The 16062-nt window shown below is 72.2% G+C and carries 18 protein-coding genes and 1 pseudogene; 9 read left to right on the top strand and 10 right to left on the bottom strand.

The window, feature by feature from the left end; genetic code table 11:
• Positions 1 to 26: 26 nt before the first annotated feature.
• The 4 genes from OHB00_RS39265 (at position 27) to OHB00_RS39250 (ending at position 2347) form a co-directional block, all read left to right on the top strand.
• Positions 27 to 557, top strand: a complete 531-nt coding sequence (locus OHB00_RS39265) for a hypothetical protein (RefSeq protein ID WP_406442197.1) — start codon at positions 27 to 29, stop codon at positions 555 to 557.
• 3 nt (positions 558 to 560) lie between these two features.
• Positions 561 to 1160: a histidine phosphatase family protein gene (locus OHB00_RS39260; RefSeq protein ID WP_406442195.1), complete on the top strand. Its 600-nt coding sequence runs from the start codon at positions 561 to 563 to the stop codon at positions 1158 to 1160.
• An 89-nt stretch (positions 1161 to 1249) separates the two neighbouring features.
• Positions 1250 to 1867: a hypothetical protein gene (locus tag OHB00_RS39255; protein WP_406442193.1), complete on the top strand. Its 618-nt coding sequence runs from the start codon at positions 1250 to 1252 to the stop codon at positions 1865 to 1867.
• A gap of 57 nt (positions 1868 to 1924) precedes the next feature.
• On the top strand, positions 1925 to 2347 hold the full coding sequence (locus OHB00_RS39250) for an acyl-CoA thioesterase (protein WP_406442192.1): 423 nt from the start codon (positions 1925 to 1927) through the stop codon (positions 2345 to 2347).
• Positions 2348 to 2362: 15 nt separating this feature from the next.
• Here OHB00_RS39250 and OHB00_RS39245 read toward each other — a convergent pair whose 3' ends face one another.
• A complete protein-coding gene (locus tag OHB00_RS39245) occupies positions 2363 to 2764 on the bottom strand; it encodes a winged helix-turn-helix transcriptional regulator (RefSeq protein ID WP_406442191.1) in 402 nt (133 codons plus the stop codon).
• A 131-nt stretch (positions 2765 to 2895) separates the two neighbouring features.
• Here OHB00_RS39245 and OHB00_RS39240 point away from each other — a divergent pair, with 131 nt between their 5' ends.
• Positions 2896 to 4341: an MFS transporter gene (locus tag OHB00_RS39240; RefSeq protein ID WP_406442189.1), complete on the top strand. Its 1446-nt coding sequence runs from the start codon at positions 2896 to 2898 to the stop codon at positions 4339 to 4341.
• Between the two features lie 104 nt (positions 4342 to 4445).
• On the opposite strand, the gene OHB00_RS39235 is transcribed toward OHB00_RS39240, so the two are convergent.
• Complete coding sequence (locus OHB00_RS39235) at positions 4446 to 5300, bottom strand: NAD(P)H-binding protein (RefSeq protein WP_406442187.1); 855 nt, start codon at positions 5298 to 5300, stop codon at positions 4446 to 4448.
• 100 nt (positions 5301 to 5400) lie between these two features.
• Here OHB00_RS39235 and OHB00_RS39230 point away from each other — a divergent pair, with 100 nt between their 5' ends.
• Complete coding sequence (locus tag OHB00_RS39230) at positions 5401 to 6192, top strand: helix-turn-helix domain-containing protein (RefSeq protein ID WP_406446169.1); 792 nt, start codon at positions 5401 to 5403, stop codon at positions 6190 to 6192.
• 96 nt (positions 6193 to 6288) lie between these two features.
• Here the strand turns inward: OHB00_RS39230 and OHB00_RS39225 are convergent.
• From OHB00_RS39225 to polX, 8 genes and pseudogenes are all read right to left on the bottom strand, one after another.
• A pseudogene (locus OHB00_RS39225) lies at positions 6289 to 6768 on the bottom strand (solute carrier family 23 protein); the annotation flags it as partial.
• Positions 6769 to 7077: 309 nt separating this feature from the next.
• Entirely contained in the window at positions 7078 to 8454 is a 1377-nt protein-coding gene (locus tag OHB00_RS39220) for an 8-oxoguanine deaminase (RefSeq protein ID WP_406442185.1), read from the bottom strand.
• Positions 8455 to 8577: 123 nt separating this feature from the next.
• Positions 8578 to 9525: a factor-independent urate hydroxylase gene (gene pucL, locus OHB00_RS39215; protein WP_406442183.1), complete on the bottom strand. Its 948-nt coding sequence runs from the start codon at positions 9523 to 9525 to the stop codon at positions 8578 to 8580.
• A 4-nt stretch (positions 9526 to 9529) separates the two neighbouring features.
• Positions 9530 to 9925, bottom strand: a complete 396-nt coding sequence (gene uraH, locus OHB00_RS39210) for a hydroxyisourate hydrolase (protein ID WP_406442182.1) — start codon at positions 9923 to 9925, stop codon at positions 9530 to 9532.
• A 4-nt stretch (positions 9926 to 9929) separates the two neighbouring features.
• Positions 9930 to 10457, bottom strand: a complete 528-nt coding sequence (gene uraD, locus OHB00_RS39205) for a 2-oxo-4-hydroxy-4-carboxy-5-ureidoimidazoline decarboxylase (RefSeq protein WP_406442180.1) — start codon at positions 10455 to 10457, stop codon at positions 9930 to 9932.
• 151 nt (positions 10458 to 10608) lie between these two features.
• Positions 10609 to 10977, bottom strand: a complete 369-nt coding sequence (locus OHB00_RS39200) for a helix-turn-helix domain-containing protein (RefSeq protein ID WP_406442178.1) — start codon at positions 10975 to 10977, stop codon at positions 10609 to 10611.
• Complete coding sequence (locus OHB00_RS39195; RefSeq protein ID WP_406442176.1) at positions 10974 to 11228, bottom strand: hypothetical protein; 255 nt, start codon at positions 11226 to 11228, stop codon at positions 10974 to 10976. The genes OHB00_RS39200 and OHB00_RS39195 overlap by 4 nt, the downstream gene beginning before the upstream one ends.
• 144 nt (positions 11229 to 11372) lie before the next feature.
• Positions 11373 to 13112 (bottom strand): DNA polymerase/3'-5' exonuclease PolX, encoded by a 1740-nt coding sequence (gene polX, locus OHB00_RS39190; protein ID WP_406442174.1) that lies wholly within the window; start codon positions 13110 to 13112, stop codon positions 11373 to 11375.
• Positions 13113 to 13246: 134 nt separating this feature from the next.
• On the opposite strand from polX, the gene OHB00_RS39185 reads away from it, so the two are divergent.
• The 3 genes from OHB00_RS39185 to OHB00_RS39175 all read left to right on the top strand — a co-directional run bounded on the left by OHB00_RS39185 (position 13247) and on the right by OHB00_RS39175 (position 15921).
• The gene (locus OHB00_RS39185) at positions 13247 to 14086 is read left to right on the top strand and encodes a TIM barrel protein (protein WP_406442172.1); all 840 of its coding nucleotides are present in this window, start codon (positions 13247 to 13249) and stop codon (positions 14084 to 14086) included.
• 129 nt (positions 14087 to 14215) lie between these two features.
• A complete protein-coding gene (locus OHB00_RS39180; RefSeq protein WP_406442170.1) occupies positions 14216 to 15109 on the top strand; it encodes a 2-hydroxy-3-oxopropionate reductase in 894 nt (297 codons plus the stop codon).
• A 569-nt stretch (positions 15110 to 15678) separates the two neighbouring features.
• Positions 15679 to 15921 (top strand): hypothetical protein, encoded by a 243-nt coding sequence (locus tag OHB00_RS39175; RefSeq protein ID WP_406442168.1) that lies wholly within the window; start codon positions 15679 to 15681, stop codon positions 15919 to 15921.
• The last annotated feature ends 141 nt before the right edge of the window (positions 15922 to 16062 follow it).

Here is a 16062-nt window from a genome sequence, read left to right as displayed (position 1 = left end):
CGGGGCCGCCTGGGTAAGTCGTCCCCATGACCCAGCGGCCTCTGCTCCTCCTCGACGTCGACGGCCCCCTGAACCCCTTCCGGGCCCGGTTCCTGCGGCACCGCGGATACGTGACCCGCAGACTGCACCCCGCCAACTGGTCCGCCCGCCAGCAGCCGGGCTCGCGCGCGCTGCGCCGGGGGCTGCGGGTGCGGCTGCACCCCGGGCACGGGGCCCGGCTGCTCGCACTGCCGTACGAGCTGGCCTGGGCCACCACCTGGACGCATCAGGCCAACGAGATGATCGGGCCGGTCATCGGGCTGCCCGAGTTGCCCGTCATCGAGTGGCCGGAGCCGTTCGCGAAGGACCCGGACGGCCTCTACTGGAAGACGCGGACCGTGCTGACCTGGGCGGCCGGGCAGCCGTTCGTCTGGGTGGACGACATGGTCACCGAACTCGACGTCCGCCATGTCGCCGAGCACCACGACGGCCCGGCACTGCTCCTTCCGGTGGATCCACGGCACGGCCTGCGGGCGCGTGACTTCGCCGCACTGGAGCGCTGGGCTCTTAGCCTCTGAGGTATGGCTGATGTCTTTCTCGTCCGGCACGGCGAGACCGAGTGGTCGCGGTCCGGACGGCATACCGGGCGGACCGACGTGCCGCTCACCGAGCACGGCAGGGACGAGGCGCGGCGGCTGGTGCCGTTGATCCGCTCGCACCGCATCGGTGCCGCCTTCGTCAGCCCGCTCCAGCGGGCCCGCGAGACCGCCGAGCTGATCGGGGTGGACGACGCCCGGGTCGACACCGACCTGCGGGAGTGGGACTACGGCGGCTACGAGGGCGTGACCACCATGGAGATCCACCGCACCCGGCCCGGCTGGTTCCTGTTCACGGACGGAGTGGCGCCCGGCCCGCCGGACCACCCCGGGGAGAGCCCGGAGCAGGTCGGCGAGCGGGCCGACCGGATGCTGGCCAAGGTCGAGGCGGCCCTCGCCAACACCGAGGGGGTCGTGCTGCTGGTGGCCCACGGGCACTTCCTGCGCGTCCTGACCGCCCGCCGTCTCGGCCTGCCCCCGTCCGCCGGGGCCCTCTTCCAGCTGGCGACCGGGACGCTGTGCCGGCTGGGCACGGAGCACGACCGGCCGGTGATCGCGGGCTGGAACATCCGGCCCAGCGGGTAGCGGGACCGCGTTGTCAGTGCCCGGTCGTAGTCTTCGAAGGTGCCGCTCACCAGGCGGTTCCGGACCGCAGACCACCGGGGAGGAGCACCGTGACCCGACCGCCCACCGCCGCGCAGCGGCGGGTCATCGACGCCGCCGACCCGGTCACCGGGCGGCTGCGGGGTACCGAGGCGCAGCTGACGGCACTCGTGAAGCGCGGGCTCGCCTTCCGGCATCCGCGCCCGCCGCACGACCACTTCCTGACGCCGGCCGGGCACCGAATACGGGAGGCTCCCGAGCCCCCGGCCGCGGTCGAGCCGGAGCCGGCCCACGGCTTCGCCGCGCGGATCGGCGGCGAGGAGCAGGCCGACACCGGGCCCGCCCGGGCGCGTGAGGTGCACAGCGCCTGGCAGGGGCTGCTCGAACTGCGCCGGATGACCAATCCCGACGGCGCCACGGACCGGCCGTGCGGCTGGGAGCGTACGCATCTGGTGCGGGCCGCCGCACTCGCCCTGGAGGCGGCCGGACACCCGCCCGAGGGACCGGACACCCCCGGCTACCGGGTGCGGGCCACCCCACAGCCGGAAGCGGTCGCCGTGTACGCGCCGGAGGGCGAGCCGTTGCGCGGCTGCGCGGCCACGCTGGAGCGGGCGGGCTGGCAGACGGGCGAGTACACGGAGCCGCGCACCAGAACGCGCTATCTGCTGGCATCGCCGCGCCGGGTGTGACGGACGTGCCAGGATGCCGACAAAGGATCCGTGCGCCGTACACGAGAAGGGGAAGTCGTGAGCGAACCGTATTCCGTCCGGGTGACCGTCCGTGGCTACGAGACCGACGTGCAGGGCCATCTGAACCAGGCGGTGTACATCAACTACGCCGAGCACGCCCGCTGGTCACTGCTCCAGACGGCCGGGATCAGCCAGGCCCGGCTGATAGGACGGGGCGTCGGCCCGGTGGCGCTGGAGACGACGATCCGGTACAGGCGGGAACTGCTCGCCGGTGACGAGGTCGACGTGGGCTGCGCGTTCGAGTGGAGCGGCGGCAAGACGTTCCGGATACTCCAGAAGATCACCAGGGCGGACGGCACTCTGGCCGCCGAGGTCGACGCGGTCGGCGGGCTGCTGGACCTGAAGGCCCGGAAGCTGGTCGCCGATCCGCGCGAGATCTTCGAGGAACTCACCTCGGCCCCGGAGCTGTTCGGGTTCTGACGCGGTACGCGCCGTCTACACGTCGAGCAGTTCCGGCTGGTGCTCGGCGTCGTAGACCGCCCGCGACTGCGCGATGTAGTGGCGGTTGCGCTCGGCCCACTCGGTCAGCCGCTGCAAGGTCTCGTGCAACTCCAGCGCCACCGGGGTGAGTCCGTACTCCACGCGTGGGGGGACGGTCGGATACACGGTGCGGGTCACCAGGCCGTCGCGCTCCAGGTTGCGCAGGGTGAGGGTCAGCATCCGGCGGCTGATGCCCTCGATGCCGCGCTCCAGCTCCGTGAAGCGGATGGGGCCGTGCGAGGCCGCGACCAGGATCTGCACGCTCCATTTACCGGCCACCCTGTCAAGAACCTCGCGGACGGGGCAGGCGTGCGCGTTCACGACCTGGCTGGTAACACCGGTGTTCCTCTGGGACATCGAGCTGCCTCCTTACGCCGTCCTCTCATGGTCACTCACCATGAACCCCGTTACAAGTCGTGCACCTTGCGCACGATCGGTTCCTGTTGATGTCCCTGGCGAGATACGGCGATTGCGGAGGCCAGAAGGCCATGTCGACCACGACCGGCACACCGGCCGCACCGGTGACTCTCTCTCGAACATACCCGCGTCGGGCGTCCCTCGCCGTCCTGTGCGCGGGCGCGCTGATGACGATCCTGGACGGCACCATCGTCACCGTGGCGATGCCGGCCGTCCAACGCGACCTGGGCTTCAGCGGTCCAGGGCTGGCCTGGGTGGTGAACGCCTATCTGATCCCGTTCGGCGGACTGCTTCTGCTGTTCGGCCGTCTGGGTGATCTGGTCGGCCGGAAACGGATGTTCACGGCCGGGCTGGCCGTGTTCACCACGGCCTCCGTGGCGTGCGGGCTGGCCACCAGTCAGAGCGCGCTGATCGCGGCGCGGGCGGTGCAGGGCGCGGGCGGTGCGATGACCTCGGCGGTGGTGCTGGGCATGCTGGTCTCGCTCTTCGCCGAACCGCGCGCACAGGCCCGTGCCATCGCGGTGTTCAGCGCGGTGGGGTCGGTGGGTGCCACCCTGGGCACCTTCCTCGGCGGCGCGTTGACGCAGGAGCTCAGCTGGCACTGGATCTTCCTGATCAATCTGCCGATCGGGGTGGCGGCCTGGTGTGCCGCGGTCCGGATCCTGGCCCGCGAGCCCGGCTCCGGGCGCGGCTCCGGGCTGGGCAGGAGCGCCGATGCTCCGGGGGCGGCCCTGGTCACCGGCGCGCTGATGCTCACCGTCTACGTCATCGTCGGCTCCGGCGACCGGGACCCGGCCGCCACCCTGCTGCCGGCCGCGCTCGCCCTCGCGCTCTTCGTGGCGTTCACCCTGCGCCAGGCCCGGGCCGAGCGCCCACTGCTGCGGTTGCGCCTGCTCCGCTCCCGCACACTGAGCGGCGCGAACGGCGTCCAGATCCTGATGGTCGCGACGATGTACGGCTTTCAGTTCATCGGCGCGCTCTACCTCCAACGCGTGCTGGGCTACGGCGAGTTGCACACCGGCCTGGCCTTCCTGCCGGCGCCGCTCGCGATCGGCGCCCTGATGCTGGGGCTGTCGGCGCGCGTGGCCGACCGCTTCGGCGCGTACCGCGTGCTCCTGGCCGGGCTCGCGCTGATCACCGCCGGGATGGCCCTGCTGAGCCGGGCGCCCGCCGACGGCTCGTACGCGGCCGACGTGCTGCCTCCGATGCTGCTGATGGCGGCCGGCTTCGCCGCGGCGATGCCCCCGCTCACCGGCCTCGCCATGGCCGGCGTCCGCGAGGAGGACGCGGGGCTGGCCTCCGGGCTCTTCAACACCACGCAGGTGGTCGGCGGTTCACTGGGTCTCGCCGTCCTGTCCACACTCGCGGCGAGCCACACCGACGGTCTGCTGCACAGAGGCGCGGAGCTGGTGCCGGCCACGGCGGAGGGCTACCGGCTGGCGTTCCGGGTGGCCGCGGCGATCGCGGCGGTGGCCCTCGGGCTGGCGGCGGCCACGCTGCGGCCCCGGCGCGCCTGAACCCGGCGGGCCCGCCTTGCGCCGGGCGGGCCGCCTTGACCGGGCGGGCCGCCTGGACCGGGCGGGGCGGGGCACCTCGCGAGGCGCCTCGCCCACCACGCCTGTCAGGACTCCCCGAACGCCTCCCGGTGGTCCTCGGCCCACTGCCGATAGGTCCGCGCCGGCCGGCCGAGCACCTCCCGGGCGTCCTCGGTGACCACCGCGTTCCCACCGGCGCGGACGAACGCCAGGCCGGTCAGGACGCCCTCGGCCGGGATCCCGTCCATGCCCCAGGCCGTGCGCAGGAATTCACGGGTCTGGTCCGGGGACAGGTCCCGGGTCGGCACCGGGCGGCCCAGCACCTCGGCGAGAACGGCGGCCTGGCCGGGGACGGTGATCGCCTCGGGGCCGGTCAGGGTGTACGTCCGTCCCGCGTGCCCGGCGTCGAGCAGGGCCCGTACCGCCACCTCGGCGATGTCGCGCGGGTCGATCACGCCCGAGGCGCCGTCCCCGGTCATGTTGGGCACCGGCTCGCCCGCGCGCAGGGCCTCAAGCCAGGTCAGCGTGTTGGAGGCGAACGACGACGGCCTGAGCACCGTCCAGGCGAGCCCGCTGTCCCGCACGGCCCGCTCACCGGCCACGTGCCACTGCGCGGAGGGGCCGGAGCCGGACTCGCCGGTGGCGATGGCGGAGAGCTTCACCAGCCGCTCCGCTCCGGCGGCCCGGGCCGCACCGACCAGCGCCGCGTCCTGACCCTCGTCGGGGCCGGGCGGCCGGAGCAGGAACACGGCCGTCGCCCCGGCCGACGCGGCGTCCAGCGAGACGGGGTCGCCGTGGTCCCCGCGCACCACCTCCACCCCGGCGGGCACCCGCGCCTTCGCCGGGTCCCGGGTGAGCGCGCGCACCTTCACGCCCCGCCCGGCCAGCTGTCGTACGACCTCACGTCCGATGGTGCCCGTGGCACCCGTCACCAGGATCATGGGTCCACGGTGGGCCCGCCGGGGCGGCCGGCTCTTGGAAATTCCGGCACGGCAGGCCCGCCCGGACGGCGGTGCCGGGCTTTACGGTGGACGGGTGCCGATGACCATCGCCGAGCCGCTTGCGACCACACCCGAGGCGCTGCGCCCGTGGGTCGCCGAGGTGCGGACCATGTCCTTCACCGACCCGCCCGAGGGGCCGTTCGTCCAGTTGCCGGACGCGGGGACCAAGGTGGTGCTGCGGGTCACCGGGGACGGACGGCGTGACGTGCTGGCCGTCGGGCCGCGGGTGCGGGCCGCCTATCACGACGGCAAGGCCCACATCGCCTGTGTGGAGCTGCGCCTCGCACCGGGCGCCGCCCGGCCCCTGCTGGGTGTTCCGGCCGCGGGACTGGTCGGCCGCGTGGTGCCGCTGGACGCCCTGCCGGGCGGGCCGGCCCGCCGGTTCGCGCGCGAGGTGCGGTGGCTGGATCCGCGGGAGGCGCTGCCGCGCATGGCCGAGGTGCTCCCCGGGCTGCTGTCCGAGCAGGCGGACCCGGCCCGCACCGCGCTGCTGCGGGCCGGTGCGGACGCGCTGTCCGTACGACTGGACCGGGCGCCCGCGCAGGTGCGGGAGGTGGCCCGGGAACTGGCCGTCAGCGAGCGCCAGTTGCGGAACCTGTTCACCGACGGCGTCGGTGTCTCCCCGAAGCACTACGCCCGTATCGACCGGGTGCGCACGGTCGCCGCCCGGGCGGGCAGCACCGGCTGGTCGGAACTGGCCGCCGCCACCGGCTACTTCGACCAGGCACACATGACGACCGACTTCCGCACCCTGATGGGCGTGCCGCCCCGCTCGTACGTCACGGGCCGGCTGCCCGCGACGACCCCCTGCCAGGCGATCCGCCGCCCTTGACCCCGCAGGCGCGGTCACGGGCGGTCACGAGATCGACCGAGGTCCCGTGAGGGGGACGCCGGCCTGCGTCGGACCCGTCGCCCGCGCGCGCTGCCGGCCGAGGTACTTCGCCGAACCGTAGTCGTCCGCCGTGGGGTCGGGGCCCTGCGCCCAGCCGAAGGCCACCGGGAGCAGGGAGACGCCGATGAGCGTGATGACCGTACCGGTGACGACGGGCGGGAAGAACCGGACCGCCTTGCTGAAGAAGGGCGCCACGAGGAAGCCGAGGAGGCCGGCGACGATCACCGCGCCGAAGACGACCGGCAGGGCGTCGGACGTGTCGTGGGTGGCGGCGGCTATCGCGGTCATCGGGGCGACCCCGGCGAAGGTGACGCCGTTGACGAAGGGCAGCCGGGCGCCGATCTTCCGGACGCCGAGGGTCTGGAGGAGGGTGGCGAGGCCCGCGGTGAAGAGGCAGGCGCCGGTCAGGAAGGTCGGTTCGGTGCCGGTGAGGCCGATGGCCGCGCCGACGATCAGGGGCGGGGCGGCCACGCCGGCGTACATGGCGGCCACGTGCTGCAGGCCCGTGGTGGCCATTTTCAGGGCCGGGAGTTTCTCGTCGACGGGGTGCACGGGATACGCGGACACGGGCGGCTCCTCCGGTCGGTTGACACGTCGGCTCTGACGCGGGTTCCAGGGAGGTGCTGCGTGCGGTCGTGGAGGCACCTCCCGCGCGAGCGAAGCCGGGCGTGGGGGAGGGACCGAAGGACGGTGACCGTTCCTGGGCGCGCGCGTGACAGCGCGCGCCCAGGAGACGACCGCCGTGGACCCGCTGCGGGGCCACGGCCACCGGCCTGGGAGCCGTCCCTCCCGACCGGAGCTCAAGTACCGTGCGGAGGAGCAGAGTTACTGTGCGGCGATGCGGGCCAGCCGCTGGGCCTCGGCCCGCGTGGCGCGGGCGATCGCGTCCTCGTCGACGTGCAGCAGGCGGTTGTCCTCGACGATCTGACGGCCGTTCACGAAGGAGGCGGTGACCGGGGCCGCGGCGCCGAACACCAGGGCGGTCACCGGGTCGGCGATGGAGGCGTGGGCGAGGGTGTCCAGCCGCCAGAGGACCAGGTCGGCGAGTTTGCCGGGTTCGAGGGAGCCGATCTGGTCCGCGCGGCCCAGGACCTGGGCGCCGCCGTGGGTGCCCAGGCGCAGCGCCTGGCGGGCGTTGAGAGCCGCTTCCCGGTGCGCGCCGAGGCGGTTGATCAGCAGCGCGTTGCGCAGTTCGGTGTGGAGTTCGCCGGACTCGTTGGAGGCGGTGCCGTCGACGCCGAGGCCGACCGGGACGCCGGCGGCGAGCATGTCGGGGACGCGGGCGATCCCGGCCGCGAGGCGGGCGTTGGAGGACGGGCAGTGGGCGACTCCGGTCTTCGTGCGGGCGAACGCGGCGATGTCGGAGTCGTTCATGTGGACGCAGTGCGCCATCCACACGTCCTCGCCGAGCCAGCCGGTGGACTCGAAGTAGTCGGTGGGGCCCATGCCGAACAGCTCGTGGCAGAACTTCTCCTCCTCGACCGTCTCCGAGCCGTGGGTGTGCAGCCGCACCCCGAGACGGCGGGCCAACTCGGCGCCCTCGCGGAGGAGTTCGGTGGAGACGGAGAAGGGCGAGCAGGGGGCGACGGCCACCTGGGTCATCGCGTCGAAGGAGTCGTCGTGGTACTCCTTGACGGTCGCCTCGGTGGCGGTGAGGGCGCCTTCGAGGGTCTCGACGGCGAAGTCCGGGGGCAGTCCGCCGTCCTTCTCGCTGCGGTCCATGGAGCCGCGGGCGAGGGTGAAGCGGACGCCCGTCTCACGGGCGGCGCGGATGATCGCGCCGGACAGGTCGCCGGAGTCCTTCGGGTAGACGTAGTGGTGGTCCATCGCGGTGGTGACGCCGCCCCGGGCCATCATCGCGAGCGAGCCCTGGGCGGCCGCGTACACCATGGGCTCGTCGATGCGCGCCCAGGTCGGGTACAGCGCGACCAGCCAGTTGAAGAGGTTGTGGTCGGTGGCCAGGCCCCGGGTGATCCACTGGTAGTAGTGGTGGTGGGTGTTGACCAGGCCGGGGGTCAGCAGGTGACCGGTGGCGTCGATACGGCGTACGACGTTCTCCAGGCCCTCGGGGGCCCGGCCCGCGCCGAGCGACTCGATGCGGTTGCCGGCGATGACGACGTACCCGTTCGCGTGCTCCGTGTCGTGGGCGTCGACAGTCGCGATCGAACACTTCTCGATGACGACGCGCTGGTCTGCTGCCATGATTCGTCCTTTTCGCTCAGTGGACTTGTGGTGAGGGCACGGCAGGACCCCGGGGATTTGAGTGCCGCGGCCGGGGAGCCCAGAAGGCCTGCTTCCCCGGCCGAGGGTGCCGAAAAGGGTGGGTCAGAGGTTGGTGAGGTCCACCGGGATCCGCGCCTCGCAGCCTTCCCGCAGGACGGTCGCCTCGATCAGGCCGTAGGGCCGGTCGGCGGCGTGGTACACCTCGTTCTCGTTCTTCAGGCCGAACGGCTCCAGGTCCACCAGGAAGTGGTGCTTGTTCGGGAGCGAGAAGCGGACCTCGTCGATCTCGTCGCGGTTGTCGATGATCCGCGAACCCATCTGGTAGAGGGTCTGCTGGAGCGAGAGGGAGTACGTCTCGGCGAAGGCCTGGAGCATGTGCTTCCTGGTCTGCTCGTAGGACTTCTCCCAGTGGGGCGTCTGCTGCCCGTCGTCGGACCAGTTGAACCGCCAGCGCGCGGAGACCTGGGTGGCCAGGATGCGGTCGTACGCCTCGGGGAGGGTCGTGTACCTGTCCTTGACGTAACCCCAGAACTCCGAGTCGGTCGAGTTCATCACGACGAGGTCCTTGAGGCCCGAGACGACCTCCCACCGCTCACCGTCGTACGTGATCTGCGCGAGCCGGGTCTCCTGGCCCTTGCGTACGAACGAGTGCCTGGCCTCGTCGGCGCCGGTGACCTGCGAGCCGGCGGCGGGGGCCTCGATGCGCTCCCAGGCGTACTCCTCGATGCGGATCCGGGCCCGGTGGATCGGCTCCTGCGAGGTGACGAAGTGGCGGGCGAGGTGGATGCCGAACTGCTCGGCGGAGTCGATGCCGTGCTCCTTGGCGAACGCGAACACCGTGTTCTTGGTGGTGTCGGTCGGCAGGACGTTGGCGTTGGAGCCGGAGTAGTGCACCTCGTCCATGTCGCCGGAGAGCGACACCGAGACGTTGAGGTCCTTGATGTGGTGGGTGGCGCCGTCCCGCGTGATCTTCACGACCCGGTTCTCGGCCTTGCCGTACTGGTTCTGTCCGAGCATCACAGGGCGGGCGGGGCGGGAATTGTCGGTCATCTAGCTAGCTCCCTCGGTAAACGGAGTAGCCGAACGGGTTGAGCAGCAGCGGTACGTGGTAGTGCTCGCCCGGTACGACGGCGAACGTGATCGCCACCTCCGGGAAGAACACGGCCGGTCCGCTGTCCCGATTCGCGGGGGCGTCCTGCTGCGCATCGGCTTGCTTCTCTTCGAGGTACGGCTCCACCGCGAAGTCGAGCCGTACGTGTGTGGTGCCCTCCGGCAGCGCCGGCAGGTCCTTGCACCGGCCGTCCGCGTCGGTCGTGCTGCCGCCGAGCGCCTGCCAGCCGGCTGCCCGGCCGCTGCGGGCGGACAACTGGACGGCGACGCCGGCGGCGGGGCGGCCGACGCTGGTGTCCAGGATGTGGGTGGACACGGAGGCGGTGGTGCTGGTGCTCATGGTGTCAGGCGTCCCTACCTTGTCGGTCCTCTTCGACGAGCCGGGCGAGCCGGATGCGGTTGATCTTGCCCAGCTCGGTGCGGACGATCTCCCGCTCCCGCTCCGGCGGGTTGCCGATCCGCTCCCTGACCGCGTCCCGCATCTCCTCGCCGGTACGGCCGGTGGCGCAGATCAGGAAGACATGGCCGAACCGCTCCTGGTAGGCCAGGTTGAGTTCGAGCAGCTCCGCCCTGAGGTCGTCGGCGGCACCGGCCATGCCGGACTGCTCCCGGGCCGAGGTGGGGTCGCCCGGCGTGGGGCGGCCGATCGGCGGGTGCCCGGCCATGGCCTGGGCCAGGTCCGCCGTGGTCAGCTCGGCCATGGCGGCGTCGCTGGCGGCATAGAGGGTCTCGGGGGTGGTGTAGGGGCGGGCGGCGAGCAGGCGCCGGGCCCAGGCCGTGGAGGCGCACGCCTCGTGGAGGGCGGCGAGGGCCGCGGGCTCCGCCAGGTCGTTGAACCGGGCGAGGCCCGGGGGCGTGGAAGTCGACGTCACGGGAGCCTCCGTGGCCGTGGGCGGCCTTCGTGCTGAACGGGCTGCCGTCAGCTAACGCCCTCCGGGACCCGGCGTCAACACTTTGTTGAAAATTCGGCGTGGCAACCCCCCAGGACCCACGTCACGGACCGCCCGGGACGTACCGCCCGGGTCAGCTCTCCTTCTCGCGGTTCAGGTAGTTGTAGACGGTGAAGCGGCTCACCCCGAGCGCGCTCGCCACGGTCTCCACGCCGTGCCGTACGGAGAAGGCGCCGCGCGCCTCCAGTATGCGCACGACCTCTTGTTTCGCCTTGCGGTCCAGGTCGGCGAGCGGCTTGCCCCGCTTGCGCTCCATGGCGGCCAGGATGTGATCGAGGGAGTCCGCGAGCTGCGGAAGCCGTACGGCGACCGCGTCGGCGCCCTCCCAGGCGAGCACGACGTCGTCCGGGCCGGCCTCGTCGGGCGGGAGCATCTCCCCGCCCATGGCGTCGACCAGCGGCTTCACGGCGGTGATGAAGGGCTCGTCCCCGTGTCCGGTCACTTGTCGTCACCCTCCCCCACCACGTTGACCTGGAGCGAGATCCGGGTGGCCCCGGCCTCCAGCGCCCTGCGCAGCAGCGCGTCCACGGCGGTGAGCACGGCACTGGAGCCGCCCTCCGCCGTGTTCCCGAACGGCCCGACGTCCACCGCGTCCAGCTCGGCCGCCTCGATGACCTCGCGGGCGACCAGCGCGTGCGCGGGAGCCTCGTCGAGGTCGAAGGGCTCGGTGGTGAACTCCACTCTCAAACGCATTGCGCCCCCAGAACACGTCCCTGACCTGACCGCGATGCACCCCGGCGAACCGGTTTCACCGCGACGGACCCACTCCGTCCGCCACGAGGCGACCCTAACGGACCACGGCACCCCCGCGCCCGCCACGCGGGCATCGTGCGGGGCTCACCCGGCCTTGCGCAGAAAGCCCCGCAGCCGCCGCTCCGGCCAGGTGTTGATCACGTCGTCGCCGGTGAGCCAGCCGCGCTGGGCGGTGCCGATGCCGTAGCGCATGGTGGCGAGGTGCGGGACGGCGTGGGCGTCGCTGTTCACGGCGAACTTCACGCCGTGCCGGCGGGCCCGCAGGATGTCCTCGTCGCGCAGGTCGAGGCGGTCCGGGTGGGCGTTGATCTCCAGGGCCGTGCCGGTGCGGGCGCAGGCGGCGAAGACCGCGTCGAGGTCGGCGTCGATGCCGGGCCGCTTGCCGATGAGGCGGGTGGTGGGGTGGCCGATGATGTTCACGTACGGGTTCTCGCAGGCCCGGACGAGCCGCCGGGTCAGGGCTTCGCGGCTCTGGCTGAAGTGCGAGTGCACCGAGGCCACGCACAGGTCGAAGCCGGCGAGGAAGTCCTGCGGCCAGTCCACCTCGCCCTCCGGGCCGATGTTCAGCTCGGTGCCGTGCAGCAGCCGCAGCCCGCCGCGCCGGCCCCTGGTGGGGTACGTGCCGTCCAGCGCGCGCACCCGCTCCCGCTGGGCCAGCATCCGCTCGTCGGTCATGCGCTGCATGGCCATGTCGGGCGCGTGGTCGGTGATCGCGTAGTAGGCGTAACCGCGCCGGGCGGCGGCCTCGGCCATCTCCTCCAGCGGGGCCAACCCGTCCGTGAGGTCGGTGTGGGTGTGCAGGTCGCCCCGCAGGTCGGCCTCGGTGACCAGGGTGGGCAGTTCGCCGCGCAGCCCTGCCTCGATCTCCCCGCGATCCTCGCGCAGCGTCGGCGGGATCCAGGGCAGGCCGAGCCGGGAGTACACCTCCTCCTCGGTCTCGGAGACGATCTTCTCGCCGCTCTCGACGTCGAAGAGGCCGTACTCGGAGAGCTTGAGCTTCTGGTGCACGGCCCGTTCGCGGGTGCGGATGTTGTGGGCCTTCGAACCGGTGAAGTACTGCAGGGCCGCGCCCCAGGAGTCCGGCGGTACGACCCGCAGGTCGACGTTGAGGCCCTTGCTGGTGCGCACGGACGTCTTGGTGGCGCCCTGCCCGATGACCTCGGTGACGTACGGCAGCCCGGTGAACGCCTTCATGAGCGGCGCCGACCCGGGCGCCGCCGCGAGGATGTCGATGTCGCCGATCGTCTCCCGCATCCGGCGCAGTGATCCGGCGTACGCGCACCGCTCGCAGCCGGGCACCGCGGACAGGTCGCCGAGGATGCTCTCCGCGAGATCCAGGGCCAGGTCGAGCTGCACCCGGCCGCCGGCGGACTGGAGCAGCTCGATGCCGTGCAGGATGTTCTCCTCGGTCTTCGGCCCGAAGCCCTTGAGGTCGCGCAGCCGCTCCTGGTGGATGGCGTCGGCGAGTTCCTCGACCGAGGAGACGCCCAGCTCCTCGTAGACCGCCATCGCCTTCTTCGGACCGAGAGTGGGGACGGCCGTCAGCCGGCGGACCCCGGCGGGGATCTTCGCGCGCAGTTCGTCGACGGCGGACACGCTGCCGCTGTCGAAGTATTCGAGGACCTTCTGGGCGATCGACTTCCCGACGTTCGGGATGTCCTGGAGGCCCTTGAGGTCGAGCGTGGAGACGTCGGCGTGGTGGCCGCCGACGGACCGGGCGGCCTTCTCGTAGACACGCGCCTTGAACGCGTCGCCACCGGTGATCGAGATGAGGTCCGCGTACTCCTGGAACAACGCGGCGACCTCGTCGTTGGAACGGGCCACACCTCCAGGGTAGGGCGCGGGTGCTGCGCGGGCGCCCTTGACAGCTCTCCCCGGCTCCGGGCAGTCTTCCGTTAAGCAGAAATCAACTTCCGTAATACGGAATAAGCAGCCAGCGGAAGGGAGCGCCGACCCCCATGGGATTCGCAGAGCAGCGCTTCAACGTCAACCTGTCGATCCTCTTCACGGAACTCCCGCTCCTGGAGCGCCCGGCGGCCGCCGCCGCGGCCGGCTTCTCGGCGGTCGAGCTGTGGTGGCCCTGGGTCGACTCCCCCACCCCCGAGCACTCCGAGCTCGACGCGCTGAAGAAGGCGATCGAGGACGCGGGCGTCCGGCTGACAGGCCTGAACTTCTACGCCGGAGAGCTCCCCGGCCCCGACCGGGGCGCCCTGTCCGTCCCGGGCGCGGAGTCGGAGAGGTTCCGCGCCAACATCGACGTGGCCGCCGACTTCGCCGGGTCGCTCGGCTGTACGGCGCTCAACGCCCTGTACGGCAACCGCGTCGACGGCGTGGACCCGGCCGAGCAGGACGCGCTGGCGCTGGAGAACCTGGCGCTCGCGGCGCGCGCGGCCGACCGGATCGGCGCGGTGCTGCTGATCGAGGCGCTCAACAAGCCCGAGTCGCCGCGGTACCCGCTGGTGTCGGCCCCGGCCGCCGTCGAGGTCGTCGACAGGGTCGACGCGGCCACCGGACTGGGCAACGCGCGTTTCCTCATGGACCTCTACCACCTGTCCATGAACGGCGAGGACCTGCCGTCGGTGATCGAGCGGTACGCGCCGAGGACCGGCCACGTACAGATCGCCGACAACCCGGGCCGCGGCGCCCCGGGCACCGGGTCGCTACCGCTGGCGGACCTCCTCGACCAGCTGAGGAAGGCCGGTTACGACGGCTGGGTGGGCCTGGAGTACAAGCCGGGCGACCGTCCGAGCGCCGAGGCCTTCGGCTGGCTGCCGGTGGACCAGCGCGCCGCACGCTGAAGCGACCGTCCCCGGGGGCTGCCGCCCCCAGACCCCCGCTTCGGCCTGAACGGCCTCGTCCTCGAACTCCCCCAGAGGGGGGACCCCCGGACGGGCTGTGTGATCGACGTATCCAGAGAGGCACCCCCTATGAGCAACGCACTCCCCAAGATCGCCTGGATAGGCCTCGGCATCATGGGCTCCCCCATGTCCGAGAACCTGGTCAAGGCGGGTTACGACGTCACCGGCTTCACCCTGGAGCAGGACAAGCTCGACCGGCTCACCGCCGCCGGCGGCACCGCGGCTTCCTCGATCGCCGAGGCCGTGCGGGACGCCGACGTGATCATCACGATGGTGCCCGCGTCACCGCAGGTCGAGGCCATCGCGTACGGCCCCGGTGGCATCCTCGGCAACGCCAGGTCCGGCGCGCTCCTCATCGACATGTCGTCCATCACCCCGCAGACCTCCGTCGACCTGGCGAAGGCGGCCGAGGCCAAGGGCATCCGCGTGCTCGACGCGCCCGTCTCCGGCGGTGAGGCGGGGGCGGTCGAGGCCGTGCTCTCCATCATGGTCGGCGGCGAGCAGGCGGACTTCGACACCGCGAAGCCGATCTTCGAGGCGCTGGGCAGGACCATCGTGCTGTGCGGTCCGCACGGCTCCGGCCAGACCGTGAAGGCCGCCAACCAGCTGATCGTCGCCGTGAACATCCAGGCGTGCGCCGAGGCCGTGGTCTTCCTGGAGAAGTCCGGCGTGGACCTGACGGCCGCGCTGGACGTGCTGAACGGCGGCCTGGCCGGCTCGACCGTGCTGACGCGCAAGAAGGACAACTTCCTGAACCGCGACTTCAGGCCGGGCTTCCGGATCGACCTGCACCACAAGGACATGGGCATCGTGACGGACGCGGCCCGCAACGTCGGCGCCGCCCTGCCCGTCGGTGCCGTGGTGGCGCAACTGGTCGCCTCCCTGCGCGCGCAGGGCGACGGCGGCCTGGACCACTCGGCGCTGCTGCGCGCGGTGGAGCGCCTGTCCGGCGCCCGGGCCTGACCCGAACACCCCCGGACTTCCGGGCGGCGCCGGCGCCGACATCTGTCCTGTCGCGCCCAGGCGCCGGCGCCGCCCGGAATCTCAGGAGCCGGAAAGCGCCCGGGACTTCTCGGTGCACATGAACGGCTGCAGCTCCCATACCCACCATTTCCACGCCGCCGACCCGGAGTACGGCAGGCGCGTGGCGGAGGCGGTCCGCGCCCTGCGCGAGGACGGCCCCACAGACGGCCCGCGGCGGCCGAACGGCCCGGATGAGGGGTGGCCGGTCGGTGCCGGCGCGCGGGCGGGGCGAGGACCGCGGCGGCGTGCGAGCCAGTGCGGTGGTGAAGGAACCGAGCGCTCTTCTCGACCAGAGGGGGGAACGCCCCGGTTCCGTCGCACCCGCCGCGGTCCCAGCCACACCCCCTGAACCCCGTCCGGCGGCGCGAACGTCCTGTCGCGCCCAGCCTCGCGCCGTCGGACGGCCCAGCCGAAGAGAGCCTCACGGGCTCCCTGAGCGCCGGATGCGGAACCGCCCGCGTCCGGCGCTTCGGCGTGCGTTCTCACCCCTGCCGCAGGAGCCTTGAGGCATGACTGCACATCCACCGACGGAGTTCCCGCACATCGTCGTGCACGCGCCGGCCCTGGACGGCTCCCGGCGGGTCACCGAGGGCGACGTGATCCTCGGGATCGCCTCCCACCTCGACGACGTGATCGAGATCCTGCGGATGGCCGACCTGGACCGGATCGAGGTCGAGGAGAGCGACCTCATCGAGTGGCAGGGCGGCGGCCCGGACGACTGGCCGGGCCTGACCGAGCATCCCGAAAGCTGATGTACCAGGACGAACAGACCGGCCGATCCTCAAATAAAGCTCTGGACTGTGTGCGACATGCTTCAACTGCCGCAGTCATTGGGCATATTCACTTCACACGGTGCCCGCCGGCACGGGGGCGGCGGGCACCGAGTCACCGAC

The organism is Streptomyces sp. NBC_00631 (assembly GCF_045206895.1).
Lineage (GTDB): Bacteria > Actinomycetota > Actinomycetes > Streptomycetales > Streptomycetaceae > Streptomyces.
The sequence above is the reverse complement of the archived record's forward strand: the minus strand, read 5'-3'. Positions and strand labels throughout refer to the sequence as shown.

Coding starts and splice junctions, on each gene's coding strand:
- OHB00_RS39185 (WP_406442172.1), top strand. CDS start 13,247: ATGGGATTCGCAGAGCAGCGCTTCAACGTCAACCTGTCGATCCTCTTC.
- OHB00_RS39220 (WP_406442185.1), bottom strand. CDS start 8,454: ATGGCAGCAGACCAGCGCGTCGTCATCGAGAAGTGTTCGATCGCGACT.
- OHB00_RS39245 (WP_406442191.1), bottom strand. CDS start 2,764: ATGTCCCAGAGGAACACCGGTGTTACCAGCCAGGTCGTGAACGCGCAC.
- OHB00_RS39175 (WP_406442168.1), top strand. CDS start 15,679: ATGACTGCACATCCACCGACGGAGTTCCCGCACATCGTCGTGCACGCG.
- OHB00_RS39230 (WP_406446169.1), top strand. CDS start 5,401: ATGACCATCGCCGAGCCGCTTGCGACCACACCCGAGGCGCTGCGCCCG.
- OHB00_RS39240 (WP_406442189.1), top strand. CDS start 2,896: ATGTCGACCACGACCGGCACACCGGCCGCACCGGTGACTCTCTCTCGA.
- pucL (WP_406442183.1), bottom strand. CDS start 9,525: ATGACCGACAATTCCCGCCCCGCCCGCCCTGTGATGCTCGGACAGAAC.
- OHB00_RS39260 (WP_406442195.1), top strand. CDS start 561: ATGGCTGATGTCTTTCTCGTCCGGCACGGCGAGACCGAGTGGTCGCGG.
- uraH (WP_406442182.1), bottom strand. CDS start 9,925: ATGAGCACCAGCACCACCGCCTCCGTGTCCACCCACATCCTGGACACC.
- OHB00_RS39265 (WP_406442197.1), top strand. CDS start 27: ATGACCCAGCGGCCTCTGCTCCTCCTCGACGTCGACGGCCCCCTGAAC.
- OHB00_RS39180 (WP_406442170.1), top strand. CDS start 14,216: ATGAGCAACGCACTCCCCAAGATCGCCTGGATAGGCCTCGGCATCATG.
- OHB00_RS39195 (WP_406442176.1), bottom strand. CDS start 11,228: ATGCGTTTGAGAGTGGAGTTCACCACCGAGCCCTTCGACCTCGACGAG.
- OHB00_RS39235 (WP_406442187.1), bottom strand. CDS start 5,300: ATGATCCTGGTGACGGGTGCCACGGGCACCATCGGACGTGAGGTCGTA.